27 protein-coding genes and 1 riboswitch are annotated in these 16,900 nt (G+C 55.9%); of the genes, 18 read left to right on the top strand and 9 right to left on the bottom strand.

The window, feature by feature from the left end; genetic code table 11:
- The first annotated feature begins 3 nt into the window (after positions 1 to 3).
- A complete protein-coding gene (gene astE / locus AC6BYQ_RS02875) occupies positions 4 to 987 on the top strand; it encodes a succinylglutamate desuccinylase (RefSeq protein WP_019452862.1) in 984 nt (327 codons plus the stop codon).
- 567 nt (positions 988 to 1,554) lie between these two features.
- Positions 1,555 to 2,637: a porin OmpC gene (gene ompC / locus AC6BYQ_RS02870; RefSeq protein ID WP_304621490.1), complete on the top strand. Its 1,083-nt coding sequence runs from the start codon at positions 1,555 to 1,557 to the stop codon at positions 2,635 to 2,637.
- Positions 2,638 to 2,716: 79 nt separating this feature from the next.
- On the opposite strand, the gene AC6BYQ_RS02865 is transcribed toward ompC, so the two are convergent.
- Together AC6BYQ_RS02865 and AC6BYQ_RS02860 are read right to left on the bottom strand one after the other, a co-directional pair.
- On the bottom strand, positions 2,717 to 2,941 hold the full coding sequence (locus tag AC6BYQ_RS02865) for a biofilm development regulator YmgB/AriR family protein (protein WP_019452860.1): 225 nt from the start codon (positions 2,939 to 2,941) through the stop codon (positions 2,717 to 2,719).
- 122 nt (positions 2,942 to 3,063) lie between these two features.
- Positions 3,064 to 3,255 carry a YdfD/YebW family protein gene (locus AC6BYQ_RS02860; RefSeq protein WP_004934567.1) on the bottom strand — a complete coding sequence of 64 codons (192 nt, stop codon included), beginning with the start codon at positions 3,253 to 3,255 and terminating at the stop codon, positions 3,064 to 3,066.
- A 228-nt stretch (positions 3,256 to 3,483) separates the two neighbouring features.
- Here AC6BYQ_RS02860 and lysM point away from each other — a divergent pair, with 228 nt between their 5' ends.
- The 5 genes from lysM to AC6BYQ_RS02835 all read left to right on the top strand — a co-directional run bounded on the left by lysM (position 3,484) and on the right by AC6BYQ_RS02835 (position 6,365).
- Positions 3,484 to 3,930 carry a peptidoglycan-binding protein LysM gene (gene lysM / locus AC6BYQ_RS02855; protein ID WP_019452859.1) on the top strand — a complete coding sequence of 149 codons (447 nt, stop codon included), beginning with the start codon at positions 3,484 to 3,486 and terminating at the stop codon, positions 3,928 to 3,930.
- Between the two features lie 262 nt (positions 3,931 to 4,192).
- Positions 4,193 to 4,348, top strand: a complete 156-nt coding sequence (locus AC6BYQ_RS02850) for a hypothetical protein (protein WP_019452858.1) — start codon at positions 4,193 to 4,195, stop codon at positions 4,346 to 4,348.
- A 23-nt stretch (positions 4,349 to 4,371) separates the two neighbouring features.
- Positions 4,372 to 4,536 (top strand): hypothetical protein, encoded by a 165-nt coding sequence (locus AC6BYQ_RS02845; RefSeq protein WP_019452857.1) that lies wholly within the window; start codon positions 4,372 to 4,374, stop codon positions 4,534 to 4,536.
- A gap of 106 nt (positions 4,537 to 4,642) precedes the next feature.
- On the top strand, positions 4,643 to 5,584 hold the full coding sequence (locus AC6BYQ_RS02840) for a pirin family protein (RefSeq protein WP_498056320.1): 942 nt from the start codon (positions 4,643 to 4,645) through the stop codon (positions 5,582 to 5,584).
- Positions 5,585 to 6,011: 427 nt separating this feature from the next.
- Positions 6,012 to 6,365: a DUF1304 domain-containing protein gene (locus AC6BYQ_RS02835; protein ID WP_019452855.1), complete on the top strand. Its 354-nt coding sequence runs from the start codon at positions 6,012 to 6,014 to the stop codon at positions 6,363 to 6,365.
- A 24-nt stretch (positions 6,366 to 6,389) separates the two neighbouring features.
- Here the strand turns inward: AC6BYQ_RS02835 and AC6BYQ_RS02830 are convergent, their stop codons facing one another.
- Both AC6BYQ_RS02830 and AC6BYQ_RS02825 read right to left on the bottom strand, forming a co-directional pair.
- Positions 6,390 to 6,776, bottom strand: coding sequence for a helix-turn-helix domain-containing protein (locus AC6BYQ_RS02830; RefSeq protein WP_004927697.1), 387 nt, complete (start codon positions 6,774 to 6,776; stop codon positions 6,390 to 6,392).
- Between the two features lie 447 nt (positions 6,777 to 7,223).
- On the bottom strand, positions 7,224 to 7,436 hold the full coding sequence (locus AC6BYQ_RS02825) for a YccJ family protein (protein ID WP_004927694.1): 213 nt from the start codon (positions 7,434 to 7,436) through the stop codon (positions 7,224 to 7,226).
- A gap of 184 nt (positions 7,437 to 7,620) precedes the next feature.
- On the opposite strand from AC6BYQ_RS02825, the gene AC6BYQ_RS02820 reads away from it, so the two are divergent.
- Positions 7,621 to 7,860: a DUF2766 family protein gene (locus AC6BYQ_RS02820; RefSeq protein WP_004927692.1), complete on the top strand. Its 240-nt coding sequence runs from the start codon at positions 7,621 to 7,623 to the stop codon at positions 7,858 to 7,860.
- A gap of 40 nt (positions 7,861 to 7,900) precedes the next feature.
- Here the strand turns inward: AC6BYQ_RS02820 and AC6BYQ_RS02815 are convergent, their stop codons facing one another.
- Positions 7,901 to 8,134: a YobH family protein gene (locus AC6BYQ_RS02815; protein WP_004927690.1), complete on the bottom strand. Its 234-nt coding sequence runs from the start codon at positions 8,132 to 8,134 to the stop codon at positions 7,901 to 7,903.
- A 176-nt stretch (positions 8,135 to 8,310) separates the two neighbouring features.
- Between AC6BYQ_RS02815 and mgrB the strand changes: the two genes are divergently transcribed.
- Both mgrB and AC6BYQ_RS02805 read left to right on the top strand, forming a co-directional pair.
- Positions 8,311 to 8,454, top strand: a complete 144-nt coding sequence (gene mgrB / locus AC6BYQ_RS02810) for a PhoP/PhoQ regulatory lipoprotein MgrB (RefSeq protein ID WP_016927395.1) — start codon at positions 8,311 to 8,313, stop codon at positions 8,452 to 8,454.
- Positions 8,455 to 8,534: 80 nt separating this feature from the next.
- A complete protein-coding gene (locus AC6BYQ_RS02805) occupies positions 8,535 to 8,810 on the top strand; it encodes a YebO family protein (RefSeq protein WP_019452852.1) in 276 nt (91 codons plus the stop codon).
- 38 nt (positions 8,811 to 8,848) lie between these two features.
- Here AC6BYQ_RS02805 and fos read toward each other — a convergent pair whose 3' ends face one another.
- Positions 8,849 to 9,256, bottom strand: coding sequence for a fosfomycin resistance glutathione transferase (gene fos / locus AC6BYQ_RS02800; RefSeq protein ID WP_154746353.1), 408 nt, complete (start codon positions 9,254 to 9,256; stop codon positions 8,849 to 8,851).
- Positions 9,257 to 9,425: 169 nt separating this feature from the next.
- On the opposite strand from fos, the gene AC6BYQ_RS02795 reads away from it, so the two are divergent.
- The 3 genes from AC6BYQ_RS02795 to AC6BYQ_RS02785 all read left to right on the top strand — a co-directional run bounded on the left by AC6BYQ_RS02795 (position 9,426) and on the right by AC6BYQ_RS02785 (position 11,578).
- The gene (locus AC6BYQ_RS02795) at positions 9,426 to 9,728 is read left to right on the top strand and encodes a phage protein NinX family protein (RefSeq protein WP_074053990.1); all 303 of its coding nucleotides are present in this window, start codon (positions 9,426 to 9,428) and stop codon (positions 9,726 to 9,728) included.
- 76 nt (positions 9,729 to 9,804) lie between these two features.
- Positions 9,805 to 10,041 (top strand): DUF4060 family protein, encoded by a 237-nt coding sequence (locus AC6BYQ_RS02790; protein ID WP_004927680.1) that lies wholly within the window; start codon positions 9,805 to 9,807, stop codon positions 10,039 to 10,041.
- Between the two features lie 175 nt (positions 10,042 to 10,216).
- On the top strand, positions 10,217 to 11,578 hold the full coding sequence (locus AC6BYQ_RS02785; protein WP_019452849.1) for an amino acid permease: 1,362 nt from the start codon (positions 10,217 to 10,219) through the stop codon (positions 11,576 to 11,578).
- 41 nt (positions 11,579 to 11,619) lie between these two features.
- Here AC6BYQ_RS02785 and AC6BYQ_RS02780 read toward each other — a convergent pair whose 3' ends face one another.
- Entirely contained in the window at positions 11,620 to 11,910 is a 291-nt protein-coding gene (locus tag AC6BYQ_RS02780) for a hypothetical protein (RefSeq protein ID WP_498056252.1), read from the bottom strand.
- Positions 11,911 to 12,129: 219 nt separating this feature from the next.
- Between AC6BYQ_RS02780 and AC6BYQ_RS02775 the strand changes: the two genes are divergently transcribed.
- The 4 genes from AC6BYQ_RS02775 (at position 12,130) to cspE (ending at position 14,202) form a co-directional block, all read left to right on the top strand.
- Positions 12,130 to 13,155, top strand: a complete 1,026-nt coding sequence (locus tag AC6BYQ_RS02775; protein ID WP_498056251.1) for an MBL fold metallo-hydrolase — start codon at positions 12,130 to 12,132, stop codon at positions 13,153 to 13,155.
- A gap of 443 nt (positions 13,156 to 13,598) precedes the next feature.
- The gene (locus AC6BYQ_RS02770; RefSeq protein WP_154746349.1) at positions 13,599 to 13,766 is read left to right on the top strand and encodes a hypothetical protein; all 168 of its coding nucleotides are present in this window, start codon (positions 13,599 to 13,601) and stop codon (positions 13,764 to 13,766) included.
- Positions 13,767 to 13,834: 68 nt separating this feature from the next.
- Complete coding sequence (locus tag AC6BYQ_RS02765) at positions 13,835 to 13,951, top strand: DUF2627 domain-containing protein (protein ID WP_002211058.1); 117 nt, start codon at positions 13,835 to 13,837, stop codon at positions 13,949 to 13,951.
- Between the two features lie 41 nt (positions 13,952 to 13,992).
- Positions 13,993 to 14,202, top strand: coding sequence for a transcription antiterminator/RNA stability regulator CspE (gene cspE / locus AC6BYQ_RS02760; protein ID WP_002221949.1), 210 nt, complete (start codon positions 13,993 to 13,995; stop codon positions 14,200 to 14,202).
- Between the two features lie 52 nt (positions 14,203 to 14,254).
- Here the strand turns inward: cspE and pgeF are convergent, their stop codons facing one another.
- Positions 14,255 to 14,971: a peptidoglycan editing factor PgeF gene (gene pgeF, locus AC6BYQ_RS02755; RefSeq protein WP_498056250.1), complete on the bottom strand. Its 717-nt coding sequence runs from the start codon at positions 14,969 to 14,971 to the stop codon at positions 14,255 to 14,257.
- Between the two features lie 161 nt (positions 14,972 to 15,132).
- On the opposite strand from pgeF, the gene rlmA reads away from it, so the two are divergent.
- Entirely contained in the window at positions 15,133 to 15,951 is an 819-nt protein-coding gene (gene rlmA, locus AC6BYQ_RS02750) for a 23S rRNA (guanine(745)-N(1))-methyltransferase (protein ID WP_063918499.1), read from the top strand.
- Between the two features lie 63 nt (positions 15,952 to 16,014).
- Here the strand turns inward: rlmA and mntP are convergent, their stop codons facing one another.
- Complete coding sequence (mntP, locus tag AC6BYQ_RS02745; RefSeq protein WP_025159822.1) at positions 16,015 to 16,584, bottom strand: manganese efflux pump MntP; 570 nt, start codon at positions 16,582 to 16,584, stop codon at positions 16,015 to 16,017.
- A gap of 11 nt (positions 16,585 to 16,595) precedes the next feature.
- A riboswitch (yybP-ykoY riboswitch) is annotated at positions 16,596 to 16,779 on the bottom strand.
- Between the last annotated feature and the right edge of the window lie 121 nt (positions 16,780 to 16,900).

The following is a 16,900-nucleotide window of genomic DNA, read 5'->3' as shown; positions in this document are numbered from 1 at the left end:
TGTATGATCGATCTACTGCCCCTGACGCTGGAAGGGAATGAACCCGCCGAATGGCAAGGTGAAACGCCGCAGCTGCGCTGGCGTTGGCAAGGGGAAGGGGTATTGGAGCTCACGCCGCGGCAGCCTTATCGCCAGGCGATGGTGGTGTCTGCGGGCGTGCATGGCAACGAAACTGCGCCGATTGAACTGCTCAATCAGCTGGTCGGCGATCTGTTGGCCGGCCGCTTGCCGCTGACGGTGCGGCTGTTGGTGGTGCTGGGTAATCCGGCGGCGATGCGTGCGGGCAAGCGTTACCTGCACAGCGACATGAATCGTATGTTCGGCGGCCGCTATCGCAACTTCGCCGCCAGCGGGGAAACGGCGCGTGCCCAGCAGCTGGAGCGCACGCTTGCCGCCTTTTTTGATGGCGAGCAGGCGGCGCGTTTCCACTACGATCTGCACACCGCCATTCGCGAGTCGCACTTGCCGCGCTTCGGTATTCTGCCATTTCAGAAACGGCCGTACAGCGATGCTATGTTAACGCTGCTGGATGCCGCCGACCTGGATGCGCTGGTGGTGCACAGCGCGCCGGGCGGTACTTTCAGCCACTATTCCAGCGAGCAACTCAATGCCGCGAGCTGTACGCTCGAGCTGGGCAAGGCGCGGCCGTTCGGCAGCAACGATCTGCAGCAGTTCGCCGCCATCGATCGCGCTCTGCGGGCGGCGGTCAGCGAAGGGGCGTTGCCGGTGCGCGTGGGCGATGCGATCCGGGTATTCCGTGTGATGCACTCGTTAATCAAACACAGCGAGGATTTCAAACTGCACCTGGACGATGATACGGCCAACTTCACCGAGCTGAAAGCGGGCATGTTGCTGTGCGAGCAGCCGCAGGAGGAATACCGCGTCGGCCAAGAGGGCGCATGGATCCTGTTCCCTAATCCCAATGTGGCGCTGGGGCTGCGTGCCGGGATGTTGCTGAACGAAGTTTCCCGCTCTACGTTGTATTGAATTATCCACGGTGGCGCCGTCAGCGCGCCGCCGTTATTCATTTAACTACTTTAACCTGCTATTTCCCGCTATTTTAATTGCCTCAAAGCGAATTTTATTCGCCGCAGATGCCTGCATTTCCGCGCATCAATAAAGATCCTATTAGGCCGTTATAGAAAAGCCTTAATTGCCTGATGTCTTTGTTAAGATAAAAATGTGAAATAAGTAACGTTTTTAATAACCATGCTAATCTTGTTGCTACTTTTGAATCGCGCAGAAAGCACGCAAAACGAAACCAAAATGCACCATTTTAGTGCAATGCACCATTTTGGTTATAACTTATGTGATAAAATATTCTTATATTCAATGAGTTGGGTGGTTGTTTTGTTGTAATATCTGGTTACAAATAAACATGCTTTCTCCTCGTTGTTTCATGAACTTTTTGATTTTAAGTTTTGATTCATGATGCTAATGTCACATCACCCCCACATTAGGGGCGCTCATAAAATACCAAAAGATAAAATCACAGCCCAAATTATAAATTGGGCGTGACGGGCAGGGTTCTAATTATAATATCTAGGAAAATAAATGATGAAACGCAGTGTATTAGCCTTAGCTGTCGCCCTCGGGGCGGTCACCTCCTTCGCCAACGCGGCTGAAATCTATAATAAGGATGGCAATAAACTCGACCTGTACGGCCGCGTTGCCGCCAAGCACGTTTTCAGCAAAGACAAAGGTGAAGACGGGGACAAAACTTATGTTCGTCTGGGTTTTAAAGGCGAAACCCAAATCAACGATCAGCTGACCGGTTACGGCCAGTGGGAATACCAGGTTGCTTCCAACCACGACGAAGCGCAGGGCACCACCGGCACCAAAACGCGTTTGGGCTTCGCCGGCCTGAAGTTTGCCAACTACGGCTCATTCGACTACGGCCGCAACTACGGCGTGGTGTATGACGCCGAAGCCTACACCGATATGCTGCCGGAATTCGGCGGCGACTCCTACAGCTACACTGACAACTACATGACCGCGCGCTCCAACGGCCTGGCGACCTACCGCAACCGTGACTTCTTCGGTTTGGTGGAAGGCCTGAACCTGGCGTTGCAGTATCAGGGTAAAAACAACGAAGACAAGCGCAGCGTGACCAAGCAAAACGGCGACGGCTACGGCATGTCTCTGGACTATCAGGACATCGGCGGCACCGGCATCGGCGTTGCGGCGGCGTTCTCCGACTCCAGCCGCACCGGCGATCAGAAGGCGCTGCAGTACGGTAAAGGCGACAAGGCCACCGCCTGGACCACCGCAATCAAATATGACGCCAACCAGGTCTATCTGGCGGCCATGTATGCCGATACGCGCAACATGACGCCGATCAGCGTCAATGGCACTTCCGGCTTCGCCAACAAAACGCAAAACTTCGAAGTTGTGGCCCAGTACCAGTTCGAGAACGGTCTGCGTCCGTCCGTGGCCTACGTGCAGTCTAAAGGCAAGGATATTGAAGGGATTGGCGATGCCGATCTGGTGAAATACGTGGAAGTGGGCGCGACTTACTACTTCAACAAAAACATGTACACCTACGTCGACTACAAGATCAACCAGTTGAACGACGATAACAAACTGAAGCTGAACACCGACGACATCGTTGCCGTCAACCTGACCTACCGCTTCTAAGTTTCTCTCATTACCTTCATCCTGTGTCGGGATCGGTAATCAGGCAGGGCGCAAGCCCTGCCTTCGTTCTATTGGGGACTCAGCCTTTTGGCGCCAGCCCCACCAGCTCAATGGCGGAACGCAGCGCGGCGAAACGCTGCTGATCCTGCTCGCGCTCTATTTCCTTCACCAGCTGTGAAAGAATATTGCCGCCGGATACCTTTTTGTGGTTTTTGATTAACTGCAACACCGCGTCGCCTAACGCCAGGCTGACGTCGCGCAGCAGAGTTTCATAATGCTCGTTAGAATGAGCCGATGCTGACATGACCTTTCTCTGTCTCTCTTCTTCGGGAGCCGCAATTTAGCAAAACAGCGGCCTCATGCCTCGGAGGAAGACGAAGTTTCCGATGAAATCAGAAATTCCTCAGCCATCAGCGTGGGAAAGGATTAAAAATCCGAGTATTCGCTGGCTGGTAACCAAAAGCCGTCGATAAACTCTTCCATGGGATAACAGCCGGCGTGGCGCAGGTTCTGTTCCTTCATCGCCACCAGGCATTGCGGTTCGTCGCGCAATATGTCGACTACCATCTCACTGCAGCCGCCATCCAGATAACAGACAAACATCACCAATGCGTACATCGTTGCACGCCTCCTTCGTCGAGCCGCCCTGTCTGCAACAGTGTAGGCAAAAAAGCGCGATTTTTCAGCATCATTGCCTGATAAATCGCCACCGAAGCACGGCTTGCGGCACTTTCGGAATTCTCTAACCCTTTCTGGCGTCGCGAGCGGATGGCATATCCTTTTGACGGTGCTAAGCTTAACAGGCCTTACTTCAACGCATTAGTGCAACCATCAAAAGGAGTGAATATGGGCTTGTTTAACTTCGTCAAAGAAGCGGGCGAAAAACTGTGGGACACAGTCACCGGCAATGCCTCCGCCGAAGATCAAAGCGCCAAACTCAAGGAGCATCTCGATAAGAGCGGCTTGCCGGGTACCGACAAGGTCGATGTGCAGGTCGTCGATGGGAAAGCCGTCGTAACCGGCGACGCCGTCAGCCAGGAATTGAAAGAGAAGATTCTGGTCGCGATCGGCAACGTGGCGGGTATCAGCGGCGTGGAAGACAAGGTGGCGGTCGCGCAATCCGATGCCGAGAGCCGTTTCTATACCGTGAAGAAAGGCGATACGCTGAGCGCGATTTCCAAAGAGATGTACGGCAACGCCAATTTGTACAACAAGATTTTCGACGCCAACAAACCGATGCTGTCGAGCCCGGACAAAATCTATCCGGGGCAAGTCTTGCGTATCCCGCAATAACCCGGCGTTCCGCCATAGCCCGGTTGCATGCCGGGCTTTTTTTGCACCCTGTCATAAGCATCTTTTATTTCCCTTCGAACCCAATAAAAGTTACCTATATCTGGCGTTTCCTGTCGTTTGCCTGATGGGGGAGTGTTGACCCTGATGGTGAAAATTGATAGCGTCATGCCCCGGTTGAGGCCTGAAAGACCATGATGGCGGCTTCAATCCCATTCTGAGGGGGCGTCTTGCCCCATCAAGCAGCAATGCAGTAGTTGAACGAGTGAAAACCGATTTAGTGAAACAACAGCGCAATGCCTCAACGGATAAAAACTATCGAGAAACCTTGGGTGATGCGCAATTTGCGATCGTCGTGCTGGCGATTGCGTCCTGCTCGCTGATTATTTTTACGCTGGCGGTCACGCTGTGGGTGACCTGACGCGATTAACTAGGGGAGATAAAATGGAGCCTAATCTCCATGATGAAACCAAACTGCTGGCGATTATCGGCCTGTTGGTTTCCGTGCTGCTGGTCGTATCCATTCTTTTTGGCGTGACCTATTTTTCCGATCTCAGGCACGCGCAAGACGATATCGACATCAAAAGCTGCTATATCAAAGCGCCTTAATCCGCGCGAATGCGCCTGAGCGTGGTCGTTCTCCGGTGGAGGCTGTCCTGTGCTAAGCTGGGGCGGTTGCCTTTGGCGAATCGGCGTCATTCAGGAGGTCTTTGCGATGAGTCAGTCCCGTCCTACGCGTTCTTTACCTTCACGCGAGCGCCCCGTCGTTGACGGCGTGCGCCAGATCCAGCGTATTGCCGTGCGTAACGCCGAAGTGGGGGGCATTCCGATCAACCGCGCGTTGCCCACACGTGAGCGGCGCACCGTCGGTGCCTGGTGTTTTCTCGATCACGCCGGGCCGACGGTATTTAACGGCACGTCGCCTGGCATGGATGTGGGGCCGCATCCGCACACCGGTCTGCAAACTTTTACCTGGATGATCGAGGGGGAGGTGCTGCACCGCGATAGCCTCGGCAGCGAACAGCTGATCCGCCCGGGCCAGGTCAATCTGATGACTGCGGGACACGGCATCGCGCATACGGAACAGTCGGTGGGCGAAGCGCGCCGATTACACGCCGCGCAACTGTGGATTGCGTTGCCGGCCGAGCATGCCGATATGGCGCCGCGTTTTGATCATTACCCTGATTTACCGCACTGGCAAAATAATGGCGTGAATCACCGTTTGTTGGTCGGCGAGTTTGGCGCTTATCGTTCGCCGGTGTTTACCCTTTCGCCGCTCATCGCCATTGATATGGAATGGCAGGAAACGGCGACGATAACATTGCCGCTGCGCGAGGATTATGAAATCGGTTTTCTGCCGCTGATTGGCACCTTTGAACTTAATGGCGACATCTTTTCACCTGACGAGTTTGCCTATTTGGGCATAAGAAATAACTCTATCGAGTTAAATTCTCAAAAAGGCAGCCGGGGATTATTAATCGGCGGAACGCCGTTAAACGAAGAGATCCTTATCTGGTGGAATTTTGTTGGCCATAGTAAGGCAGACATTATTCAGGCCCAGCATGATTGGGAGCAAGGAACACCGCGTTTCCCTGCCGTTAGCGGCTATTCCGGCGAGCGAATGACCGCGCCGCGCCTGCCCTGGAGCGATGTTTGATAGCATTAAGCTATAATCGCCGCGATTATTCGGTTTATTTTGCTCTAATAAGGCGCAATTAATGTGATCGCGGCACCAGCTTTACGACAATATAAGCTTTCTCGGCGAAACAGTGATCGGGTTCATATAACGACAATGAAAAGAAGTTTAGGATAATCCTCAGGAAGTCAGGCTGTCTCCCGTTAGTCAGATGTCAGTGAGGTCATTATGAGCCAGGTACTCTATCGTGCAAGACTGTCCCATGTCGTGATCGCTACGGCGCTGTTTTGGGTCTCTGTCGCGGCATTATTGGTCGCCGTGTTAAATTAACCTCAAAAAATGACTCCTGCATAAACCCGCTTCGGCGGGTTTTTTTTCGCCAACGTCTGGTGATATTGGCAGTACGCTTATACTTATTGGCATCTTCAAATAAGCGTTAAGGATAATCATGAAGCTATTCGCCGACATTTTGCTGCTGCTAATTGCCGCTCTCCATCTTTATATCCTGGTGCTGGAAATGTTCCTGTGGCGTGCGCCGCTCGGCAGACGGGCATTCGGCACGACGGCGGAGTTTGCCGCGGCCACGTGGGTATTGGCCGCCAATCAGGGGTTGTACAACGGCTTTCTGGCGTTGGGACTGGCATGGGGTTACTGGCGCGAGGATATCGCTCTGCAGCTGTTCTTTCTCGGCTGCGTGCTGGCGGCCGGCGTGTTCGGCGGACTGACCGCCAATCGCAAGATCCTGTGGGTGCAGGCGTTGCCGGCCCTGATCGCGCTGCTGGCGGTATGGGGCGCACGCTAGCCCGCCGGTTTACGGCGGGGAAGATCAGGCGGATTTTTGGTGAATGACGTGCAACGGCGGGTCGATGTGCAGATCGACGCTCAAATCCTGGCGGAAATCATAAGGCGTGATATTAAAACGCTTTCTGAACATGTAGGTGAAATGGGACTGCGAGCCGAAACCAAAGTCCAGGGCGATATCGAAGATCGACGCTTCGCTGCTGCGCAGTTGATAGACCGCGCCGGCCAGACGGCGTTCGCGAATGTATTTGCCCAGCGAAATCCCTGTCGCTTCTTTGAACAGCTTCTGCATGTGCCACAGCGAGTAGCCGGAGTACTCGGCCAGCTCTTCGAGATGGATCACTCGCCCGAGGTGAGTTTCGACCCATTTGCTGAGGGCGCAGACCAATGAGAGATGGTGTTCTTGTATCATCAGTGCGTCAGTGTGAGATCTACATAGCGGTGAAGTATACACAACTTGCCGCCGCGGACAAAAACGCCGCCGATGACAGAGGGCAATTATTCGGAAAAACCGTTCAACCGCCGCTTGTCAGTCGAAAGGAAAAACGGCTAATCTGAGACTGTCGCCGCCGCGGTGGGTGACGCAGAGCAGGCCACAGCAAATAACCGCCAAAACAGAGTCAGCCGTAACAACTCAACGTTGATGGGGTGATCGCATGTTAATGACAGTGATTATTACTCTGGTTGTAATCGTGGGCGTCGGCGCTTTTATGGCGATGCCGGTGATGAGCATGAAAAATGCGGAAGGTGTGGGAGGTGAAGAGCCGTGAGATCAAGAGAATTTGCCCGCCGCTGAGCAGGGCGATCGCCAATCGGGAAAGCCTGGGTCAGAAACCCGGGCTTTTTGTTGCGTGATGGCTTAAACGTTTTTCCGCTCGACGGTTTCCTCTCCCCAATACAGCTGGTCGGCGGTGGTTTTAGCGAACGCCTTCTCCAACGCTTCGTCGCTGCCTTCTTCCCAGATCTTCTGCGCCAACACTTCGTCGTTCCCTGCCAGTTCAAAAATGGCTTCGGCGATTTCCACCGAAGTTTCACGCACTGTCGCCCAGGATTTCACATTGTGATTCGCCATAACTTTCTCCTGTTGGTTGTGGCTTAGGGGTGGTTTTTGCCACCGTCATGCTGCAAGTATAGGCCAATCCGCCGCGGGCTTTTGCTCGGTGGTGCGCAGAATGGGGAAAAAGGCGGGGAGAGCAGGCAATGCCGCGGGCGGCGTGTTATTCTGTGCGGCGTTTGAATCAAGAGGAAAAATTATTATGTCTGACATGCTGAGCAACGAGCAGGAACTGGCTTCCGATCTGGTCGCTTGCCAACTGGTCATCAAACAGATTCTGGACGTTATCGACGTGATTGCGCCGACCGAAGTGCGCGACAAGATGGCGGGCCAGCTCAAAAGCATCGATTTCTCCACCCACCCTGCCGGCGCCGATCCGGTGACTCGCCGAGCGATTGACAAGGCTATTGCGCTGATCGAAATGAAGTTTACCCGCAACTGAGGCGGGGCCGCCGCAGCGCGGCGGCATCTGGCGGTGGCGGTTAATCCACCACCGTTTCGATTTTCTTGAACAGCGGACAGTCGGCTACGCCGATGAAACCGTTGTCGCCATTGACATACTGGGCGATCGCCACGTTGCGCGCAGTCAGATATTTGCACTGCAAACCCAACCCGCCGACGTTCTTGTTGCTGCCGATCAGCACGCCGTAGCCCGAGATCAAAAAACCGCCGTAAATGACCGCCAACACCAGAACCCACTTAATCAATTTGCTCATTGCGCTTCCTCGTTATCCCTGAGTGTGCATCTAGCCACGGCGGCGGCGTGAGGGCAAGGGTAACAGTCTGAAAAATGGGCGGTAGCCAGAAATCTAAACGACAAGTTAAACTTCGTTTAACTTCGCTGTGATAACATGCGCGATAGATTACCCAGATAACAATGAGGCTGCTAAATTTGTTGCGAAAAAAAATCCTCGTGATAATGACGGCCGTCGCTGCCTGCCTGTTTTTCTACCTGTTGGCGCTGGACAGTTATTGCGACGATGGCGGAAATTTCGCGCTGGGCATCTGTTCGGTGACGCGCTTCGTGCCCTGGTAAGCTTTTTTGGCGGGGATGTTCGCACGACCGCTGCGAGTGTTAAGATGGCGGCCTGAATGTCGCAGTAGATAGGGTTGTCCATGTACGATTTAGGTTTTGGCCAGAACGGCCTGCTGTCGCTGGCCCTCGCCGCCGTGGCGTTGCTGGTGGGGCTGTGGGTCTGGTTCCTGGTGAACCGCGCCAGCGTGCGCGCCAACGAGCAGGTTCGCCTGCTGCAGGAAATTGCCGAGCAGCAACGCCAGCAAACGGCGCTGTTGAAGCGTCTGGCGCACAGCGCCCGCGGCGCCGATGCTGACGCGGATGACGACGAACTCAGCCCCGCGCTGAACTTCAAAGGTTTTATCCCCGAACGCTGAACATGTGCTCCGGCTGGCGGCCGCGCCGCCGGAGCGCCTCAGTAAAACACCATGCCTTGATAGGGGGTTTCCCGGCACGCCGCCAGGCGGCTGGCCAGATCGCCGGCATGAATCTCCAACTGATGCCCATCGGGATCGAGAAAATAGAGCGATTCGCCTTCGCTGCGATTGCTTTTCCACTCTTCTACGCCGCTCTGGCGCAATCGCTCGCTGACCTGCTCCATGTGCTCCGGCGCTACGCTGAAGGCGTAGTGGGTATAATCGCGCGCGTTTTGTGGCGTGCGCGATTCATCCACCGACAGGCACAGCCACAAGGCCCCCAACGAAAGATAGGCGCCGCCTTGCCAACGGGCGTGCGGGATAAACCCCAACAGATGATGATAAAAATCGACGCTGCGATCGAGATCGTGGACGGCGAGCGTCAGATGGTTGAGACCGGTCAACATGTAGGCGTTTCCTGGGCGGTAAACAGGCAAAAAGTGTACGCAGGCGATGAGGAAAGATAAAGGGGATAAAACATTAGTAGAGATAATGTGAAAACCGGCGACGCTGTCATAAAACTGTCGTATAGACATCGTAATGTAGCGCGAACCTTACAAAAGATGGATAAAGCCGATGATTAAATGGTACGAAGAAAGCGATGCCGAAGTGAACCGCAGCATCGCGCTGCTGACCGGAGAGAACCCGGACAAGTGGTATCCTTACGGCGGTGTGAAAGGTAAAGATTACTGCAAGAATCCCTCCGATGCCTGGCCGATCATTTGCGCCAACAAAATCAGTCTGAACCCCGACCAGCAAAGCGACAGCCCGCAGTGGCAAGCGCGCATGAGCACCCAGGGCGGTGAATGGCAGGCGGACAGCGCCAGCCCGCTGCGCGCGGCGATGATCTGTTTCCTGATGAGCCAACAGGCTAACTGATTCGATAAAAATACCGGTGATTGGTAAGAGTTTCTCCTTTTTCTAATAACAGAGCTGTCGTTGGCGGAGGCTGTTTATGAAGCGCATTATCAAAGGTGATAAAAACTTGTCTCATCTGGTGATTGCCCATGCGGCGATCGATCGTCATGCCGAAAGCTTCGGCCAGCGTCGTCAGGGGTGGCCTTCGACCTACCTGATAAAATATCAAAACGATCGCGTGGCGGTGGAAGTGGTTACGCGTAGTCAATCTTATGTCGCGACGCTGATGATCGGCGCGCGCAACCTGACCAAACTGTGCGGTATGCCTGGCTGAACGCCGTCATTACTCGCTCTCCCTCGGTTAAAAAATCGCGCTCCGGCCTACCGTCTCGGGGCGCTACTCCTTGATGCTCACGGGGTTAAGTGTTAAAAAGCCGCCCGCAGATACATTTATTGATTGGTGAAATCTTGGCCGATAACGGCAAGGGTGTACGCCATATGAGGATAAGATGGGCGGTCAGCATCAGGATACCCCGCTAAAACGCGGCTTAAAAAACAGACATATACAGCTTATTGCCCTCGGGGGCGCCATCGGAACCGGTTTATTTCTCGGCATTGCGCAAACCATTAAAATGGCCGGCCCCGCCGTGCTGTTGGGCTACGCCATCGGCGGTTTTATCGCGTTTTTGATCATGCGCCAACTGGGCGAAATGGTGGTGGAGGAGCCGGTCGCCGGATCTTTCAGCCACTTTGCCTATAAATATTGGGGCGATTTCGCCGGCTTCCTTTCCGGCTGGAACTATTGGGCGATGTTCATTCTGGTCGGCATGGCGGAGTTGACCGCCGTCGGCATCTACATTCAGTACTGGTGGCCGGAGATCCCCACCTGGGCCTCGGCCGCGCTGTTCTTCGTGCTGATCAACCTGATAAACCTGGTGAACGTGCGTCTGTACGGCGAAACCGAGTTTTGGTTTGCGATCATCAAAGTGGTGGCGATTGTCGGCATGATCGTGTTCGGTGCCTGGCTGCTGGTCAGCGGCAACGGCGGACCGCAGGCCAGCATCACCAACCTGTGGCAGCAGGGGGGCTTTATGCCGCACGGCTTCTCCGGGCTGGTGATGGCGATGGCGGTGATCATGTTCTCGTTCGGCGGGTTGGAAATGGTCGGCATTACCGCAGCGGAAGCCGCGGACCCGCGTCGCAGCATTCCCAAAGCCACCAATCAGGTGGTGTACCGTATTCTGATCTTCTATATCGGCTCGCTGACCGTGCTGCTTTCGCTCTATCCGTGGGGACAAGTGGTGGAGGGCGGCAGCCCGTTCGTGCTGATCTTCCATGCGCTGAACAGCAATCTGGTGGCGACCGTGCTCAACGTGGTGGTGCTGACCGCCGCGCTGTCGGTCTACAACAGCGGCGTTTATGCCAACAGCCGCATGCTGTTCGGGCTGGCCAGCCAGGGCAATGCGCCGAAGGCGCTGACGCGCGTCAACAAACGTGGGGTGCCGGTGCTGTCCATCGCGCTGTCGGCGCTGATTACCTCGGTCGGCGTGCTGATCAACTACCTGATGCCCGGCAAGGCGTTTGAGCTGCTGATGGCGCTGGTGGTGTCCACGCTGGTGATCAACTGGGTCATGATCTGCCTGGCGCACCTGAAATTCCGCGCGGCGAAGAACCGGCAGGGCGTTATTCCGAGCTTTAAAGCGCTGTGGTATCCGTTCGGCAACTACCTGTGCCTGGCGTTCCTCGGCCTGATTCTGGTGATAATGTATTTCAGCGAAGGGATCCGCATTTCGGTGTTGCTGATGCCGGTGTGGGTTGCGGTGCTGTGGGGCGGGTTTATGCTGACGCGCCGCAAAGGCGCCAAGCGTTAATCTGCGTGCGGAGGCGTATTGGCGCCTCCGCTCTCTTTTCGTCAGCCGCGTGGCATAAAGGCGCGCCCCTCACTGCGATCCCGCCCCAGCAGTTTCCGACACAGCAGCAGCAGAGTGCTGATCACGTCGATGGCTACCACGCTGAGCATCAGCAGGGTCAACATGAAGAACCCGAGCAGCGAACCGCCCAGCAGCACCAGCGGTGCAGGTACGCGCAGGCGGCGCAGCTTCATGGCGAAATACATTTTCCAGTATTGCTTCTGCGCCAGCAGCGCGCTGCGAATACGGCGTCCCAGGCTTGCGCCTGATTTACGGGATGTAGAACGGCTCATAACTTCTCCTTTTCTGTATGCCCTACAAGTCAATCACAAAGATCTTAAGAGAGTCTTAACGGGCTCTTGGCGGCCCTGGCTGCTCACCGAAGTGAGACAACAGCATACGGCAAAAGCTCCCGCGATGCAGCGCACGGCTGACGAAGTGCGAGCTTCATCGGGTTTGTTACACTGAAGGTCATGCCCGTGCGGGGCGCAGCGGTCGGGAGAAGAGGCTGAATGAAAAGAATCAACCGTTATTACGACGCGGCCAAGGCGCATCACACGCCGGAGGGATTTCGCAACCCGGAGCCTTCGCAGCGCCAGGAGGGCGACCTTCAGCGTTGGCAGGATGAACGCAAGCGGCAGGGATTGCCCAAGCCGCCGCAGCACGGTTACGCGCAGTTTACCGAGCGCTGGTGGCAACCTGCCGATCTCAGCGGCAGCGACGACAGCGTCTGGTGGTTGGGGCATGCCTCAATGCTGCTGCGGTTGGGGGGGCGCTATGTCCTGATCGATCCGGTGTTGTCCGAACGCGCGTCGCCGCTGAGCTTTTACGGCCCGAAACGCAGAACGCCGCCGCCGCTGGCGGTGGGGCAACTGCCGGCGGTGGACGCGGTGCTGATCTCTCATAACCATTATGACCATCTCGACAGGCGCACGGTGCGGCAACTGGCGCGGCGTTTTCCTCGGGCCGAGTTCATCGTGCCGCTCGGATTGAAGCGCTGGTTTCGCCGCTATCGGCTGAACGTGCATGAGCTCGACTGGTGGCAGAGTCTGTCGTTGGGCGAGCTGACGGTCTACGCTGCGCCGGCGCGGCACTGGAGCATGCGCACGCTGTGGGATCGCAACCGTTCTCTGTGGTGCGGCTGGGTGATCCACCATCCGGCGCTGCGCTTCTACTTTTCCGGCGACAGCGGCTATTCGGAGCGGCTGGCGGAGATCGGACACCGGCTGGGGCCGTTCGACGTGGCGGCGTTGCCGATTGGGGCCTATGCGCCGCGCTGGTTCATGCAGGAACAGCATATGGATCCGCAGCAGTCGGTGACGCTGTATCGACAGCTGAATCAACCACGCGCCATTCCCATCCATTGGGGGGTGTTCGAATTGGCGGATGAATCGCTGGATGAGCCGCCCCATCAGTTGAATCTGGCGTTGAGCGAAGCGGGGTTGGAACAACATCAATTCCATCCGCTGAAGATTGGCGAGCGCATTACGTTGCAGAACTTGCAGCAAGCATCGCCTATCCGCCCGCCGGAGGAATAATGTCAACGGTTTGAAAGCGTGACAGTAATTAGCAGAATTGATAAGCGCGGGCGGTGATTCAAATAACCACTCTGTTTCAGGATTTAATTCAACGTTGAACTTTCACCATGCATAAGATTATTCCGGCTATTGAGGCTAACAGCCTTCGGATTATTTATGCGAAAGCCGCAGGTCGGCGGAGACGCGCCATGGCTTTGCATGCTTATGCATCCGTTGCGCAGGGCGGGGCGCTGCCTCTTGCCCGCGTGGCGCTGCCGTTTGCGCCGTTTGGCAGCAGGGCTGAAGACCGGCGATGAGTGCGTTCTCGTGCGGTAAATGGTCGGAGGAGCATGGCGTAAATGGCTCCCCGTTCATCGATATTCAAATGTTGCATATCAAATTCCATAAAGATTCAAATTTTTTAACGCTATAAGCGCAGAAAAGGTGAAAAAGAGCGGATAGACATGCGTCAAAACGATGAAAGTTTTGTTAAAACATCACCAGAATGCGGGGCTTGGCGCGATGTTTTCGGCAAGCAGAAAATAGCCGATGCTTCAACATCTTTTGGCCTATTTAGGCAAATGTGGCTCTCGACCGTTTCAAATATGTGCGACATGTCGTTCAGTGATTAAAAATGGCTTGCCATCGCATACAGAGTATGTGATAACGCATCTGGGTAAAACGAGGTACAGTTCTGTATATGTGTGGCATTTTCAGTAAAGAAGTTCTGAGTAAAGACGTTAGCGTTGAATACCGCTTCTCTGCCGATCCTTATCTTAGTGCCTCAAGCAGTAACGACTCTAGTTTGTCTATGTAACGCCCTCGGGCGGTTTAAACAATCCAAAGGAAATACTCAAGATGGCAAAGATCAAAGGTCAAGTTAAGTGGTTCAACGAGTCTAAAGGTTTCGGTTTCATCACCCCGGCTGACGGCAGCAAAGACGTGTTCGTACACTTCTCTGCAATCCAGGGTAACGGCTTCAAAACCCTGGCTGAAGGCCAGAACGTTGAGTTCGAAATCCAAGATGGCCAGAAAGGTCCATCTGCAGTAAACGTTACTGCTATCTAATCAGCGTCAGCTGTACAAAAAGCCCGCCTTCGAGCGGGCTTTTTCGTTTCCGTCATCCGGCGGCGATGATGATGGCGGCATACTGGTTACGGCCTTTGATCCCCGGATGCGTCGGATCCTGCGCGCGCCGGTGGCTGTTGCGGCGATAGCTGGTGTATTTGAAGCGCTGCGGCCGCTGCGGGTCGACGTCCGGCGTGCAGATGGTGCAGCTGCCGGCGCGGTCAACGGCGGCGAAGCCCAGCGCCGCCAGCTTGTATTCGGCAATCGCCGCCAGATCCAGATGCCGATAATGCGGGCTGATCAGCGCAGCGGGCAGCGGCAGGCGCTGTTTAAAATTTTCCACCAGCGCTTCATCGACTTCGTAGCAGCACGGGCCGGCGGCGGGGCCGATAGAAACCACCCAATCGGCGGTGTCGCCGTCCTGGCGAATGCGCGCCGCCATCTGTTCCAGAATGCCGTCCAGCAACCCGCGCCAACCGGCGTGTACCGCCGCGATGGCGCCGCCGTCACGGCGACTGAACAGCACCGGCAGGCAGTCCGCCGTCAGCACGCTGAGCAGAATGCCGGGTTGGCGGGTGTAGAAGCCGTCGGCCTCACCGCACGCCTGCGCCGGTTGCAACACGTCGACGATGCGGGTGCCGTGCACCTGCTTCTTTTCCGGCAGCGTAGCGCTGTAGGGCAACAGATGCCCTGGCAGCAGCGCGAGTTTGCTGCCGAAGCCGTGCTGAATGTGGGGCACCGCATCGAGCAGCGCGGAACGATCGCTCATAAGTTATTTTCACCTGCGTGAGAAAACAGACTCTCAGTGTAGCCAGCTTTTTCCCCGCTTGGCCAGGTGTTGTTGGCGGTGAAAGCGAGCGGGGATGCGCCTTGCATCGGGCCGGCGCCTTCTTTAGACTAGCCGCGCCCTGTCTTTCTGGAAGCCCATTCATGTCTTATCAATGTCCCCTGTGTCATCAGCCGCTGCATTTTTCCTCACAACAATGGCGTTGCGACGGCAATCATCAGTTCGATCAAGCGAAAGAAGGCTACGTCAATCTGCTGCCGGTGCAGCACAAGCGATCGAAGCAGCCGGGGGACAGCGCGGAAATGATGCAGGCGCGGCGCGCATTTCTCGACGGCGGATTTTATCAGCCGCTGCAAGAGCAGGTCGCCGAGTGGCTGGATTTGGCGCTGGCGGCCGATGCAGGCGCGTTATTGGACATAGGCTGTGGGGAAGGGTACTACACCGCCGCCGTGGCCGCACGGCTGGCACAGAAGCGCAATATGACGGTCTATGGGCTGGACGTCGCCAAGGTGGCGATCCGCTATGCTGCCAAACGTTATCCGGCGGTCTCGTTCTGCGTCGCCTCCAGCCACCGTTTGCCGTTCGCCGACGGGGCGCTGGATGCGGTTCTGCGCATTTATGCGCCTTGCAAGGCGGAGGAGCTGGCGCGGGTGGTAAAACCGGGCGGCGTAGTGGTGACGGTTTCGCCGGGGCCGCGCCATCTGTACCAGCTGAAAGAGCAGGTGTACCAACAGGTGCAGCTGCATGCCGAACAGGACGAACAGTTCGCCGGTTTCGACTGCGAGCGCAAAGAGACGCTGGCCTATACGATGACCCTGCCGGGGACGCAGGCCGCCAATCTGCTGCAGATGACGCCGTTCGCCTGGCGCGCCACGCCGGAGGTGCAGCAGCGGTTGGCCGACGGCGGGGAGTTTGTGTGCGAGACGGATTTCGTCCTGGCGCTGTATCGGCGTCGGGCTTAAAAGCGCCGGGCTCAGAAACAAAAAAACCTGCCGCGGCAGGTTTTTTTTTGCAGAGCAATCGCCTCAGGCCAGATAACCGAGGTGTTCCAGCAGGATGTTGACGCCGATACCGATCAGCACCACGCCGCCGAGGATCTCGGCGCGTTTGCCCAGCAGCGGGCCGATAAAGCGGCCGATCATCATGCCCAGCGTCGCCATGATCATGGTGGCGCAGCCGATGGCCATCGCGGTGTGCACGATATTCACCTGCAGGAAGGCCAGACCGACGCCGATTGCCATGGCGTCGAGGCTGGTGGCGATGGCGGTGGCGACCAGCAACCAGAAGCCATGACGTTTGACCTTCTCTTCTTCATCGGGCCTGTTGCGCACCCCTTCGACGATCATGCGCATGCCGAGAATGAACAGCAGCGAGAAGGCGACCCAGTGGTCCCATTCCATGATGTATTGACTGGCGAACAGGCCGATGGCCCAACCGATGAGCGGGGTGATCGCTTCGACCACGCCGAAGATCAGGCCGGTGCGGATCGCTTCGCGGAAACGGGGCTGATGCAGACTGGCGCCTTTACCGATCGAAGCGGCGAAAGCATCCATGGACATGCCGAAAGCGAGAATAAGTGTTGCTGAAAGGTTCATGTGAAATAGCCTCGGCCGGGTGGCTCCATATACACGTAACCCACCCCCAACCAAACGACGGAGTTACGTGTCTATGGTCTCGCCAACCTTACCTGGCTGCCCGCACCACGTTTCTTACGGCGAAACGAGTATGTTGATACGGGCGTTTCTGGCGTTTTATTCTCCAGAAACCGGCTACTCCCCAATGACGGCGCAACCATACCATATTATTTCCGCCACCGACAACCTTATTCTGTGGCAATGTTTGTTCTTAATTGAGACTCGTTTTCATTAATCTAATTTCATCTGGGAATATAATGTAGCCAGGGGTAACAAT

The organism is Serratia sp. LTN-2, from assembly GCF_059740205.1.
Note: the sequence above shows the minus strand (reverse complement) of the source record. Positions and strands in the feature narration are given on the sequence as shown.

Excerpts from the sequence above, each read along its gene's own strand:
- lysM (WP_019452859.1), top strand. The coding sequence starts at position 3,484 with ATGGGCTTGTTTAACTTCGTCAAAGAAGCGGGCGAAAAACTGTGGGAC.
- AC6BYQ_RS02790 (WP_004927680.1), top strand. The coding sequence starts at position 9,805 with ATGAAGCGCATTATCAAAGGTGATAAAAACTTGTCTCATCTGGTGATT.
- cspE (WP_002221949.1), top strand. The coding sequence starts at position 13,993 with ATGGCAAAGATCAAAGGTCAAGTTAAGTGGTTCAACGAGTCTAAAGGT.
- AC6BYQ_RS02835 (WP_019452855.1), top strand. The coding sequence starts at position 6,012 with ATGAAGCTATTCGCCGACATTTTGCTGCTGCTAATTGCCGCTCTCCAT.
- AC6BYQ_RS02805 (WP_019452852.1), top strand. The coding sequence starts at position 8,535 with ATGTACGATTTAGGTTTTGGCCAGAACGGCCTGCTGTCGCTGGCCCTC.
- AC6BYQ_RS02770 (WP_154746349.1), top strand. The coding sequence starts at position 13,599 with ATGCGTCAAAACGATGAAAGTTTTGTTAAAACATCACCAGAATGCGGG.
- AC6BYQ_RS02845 (WP_019452857.1), top strand. The coding sequence starts at position 4,372 with ATGGAGCCTAATCTCCATGATGAAACCAAACTGCTGGCGATTATCGGC.
- ompC (WP_304621490.1), top strand. The coding sequence starts at position 1,555 with ATGATGAAACGCAGTGTATTAGCCTTAGCTGTCGCCCTCGGGGCGGTC.
- fos (WP_154746353.1), bottom strand. The coding sequence starts at position 9,256 with ATGTTGACCGGTCTCAACCATCTGACGCTCGCCGTCCACGATCTCGAT.
- AC6BYQ_RS02840 (WP_498056320.1), top strand. The coding sequence starts at position 4,643 with ATGAGTCAGTCCCGTCCTACGCGTTCTTTACCTTCACGCGAGCGCCCC.
- pgeF (WP_498056250.1), bottom strand. The coding sequence starts at position 14,971 with ATGAGCGATCGTTCCGCGCTGCTCGATGCGGTGCCCCACATTCAGCAC.
- AC6BYQ_RS02820 (WP_004927692.1), top strand. The coding sequence starts at position 7,621 with ATGTCTGACATGCTGAGCAACGAGCAGGAACTGGCTTCCGATCTGGTC.
- AC6BYQ_RS02830 (WP_004927697.1), bottom strand. The coding sequence starts at position 6,776 with ATGATACAAGAACACCATCTCTCATTGGTCTGCGCCCTCAGCAAATGG.
- AC6BYQ_RS02860 (WP_004934567.1), bottom strand. The coding sequence starts at position 3,255 with ATGTACGCATTGGTGATGTTTGTCTGTTATCTGGATGGCGGCTGCAGT.
- AC6BYQ_RS02780 (WP_498056252.1), bottom strand. The coding sequence starts at position 11,910 with ATGAGCCGTTCTACATCCCGTAAATCAGGCGCAAGCCTGGGACGCCGT.
- rlmA (WP_063918499.1), top strand. The coding sequence starts at position 15,133 with ATGTCTTATCAATGTCCCCTGTGTCATCAGCCGCTGCATTTTTCCTCA.
- AC6BYQ_RS02785 (WP_019452849.1), top strand. The coding sequence starts at position 10,217 with ATGGGCGGTCAGCATCAGGATACCCCGCTAAAACGCGGCTTAAAAAAC.
- mntP (WP_025159822.1), bottom strand. The coding sequence starts at position 16,584 with ATGAACCTTTCAGCAACACTTATTCTCGCTTTCGGCATGTCCATGGAT.
- AC6BYQ_RS02825 (WP_004927694.1), bottom strand. The coding sequence starts at position 7,436 with ATGGCGAATCACAATGTGAAATCCTGGGCGACAGTGCGTGAAACTTCG.
- AC6BYQ_RS02795 (WP_074053990.1), top strand. The coding sequence starts at position 9,426 with ATGATTAAATGGTACGAAGAAAGCGATGCCGAAGTGAACCGCAGCATC.
- astE (WP_019452862.1), top strand. The coding sequence starts at position 4 with ATGATCGATCTACTGCCCCTGACGCTGGAAGGGAATGAACCCGCCGAA.
- AC6BYQ_RS02775 (WP_498056251.1), top strand. The coding sequence starts at position 12,130 with ATGAAAAGAATCAACCGTTATTACGACGCGGCCAAGGCGCATCACACG.
- AC6BYQ_RS02765 (WP_002211058.1), top strand. The coding sequence starts at position 13,835 with ATGTGTGGCATTTTCAGTAAAGAAGTTCTGAGTAAAGACGTTAGCGTT.
- AC6BYQ_RS02815 (WP_004927690.1), bottom strand. The coding sequence starts at position 8,134 with ATGAGCAAATTGATTAAGTGGGTTCTGGTGTTGGCGGTCATTTACGGC.
- AC6BYQ_RS02865 (WP_019452860.1), bottom strand. The coding sequence starts at position 2,941 with ATGTCAGCATCGGCTCATTCTAACGAGCATTATGAAACTCTGCTGCGC.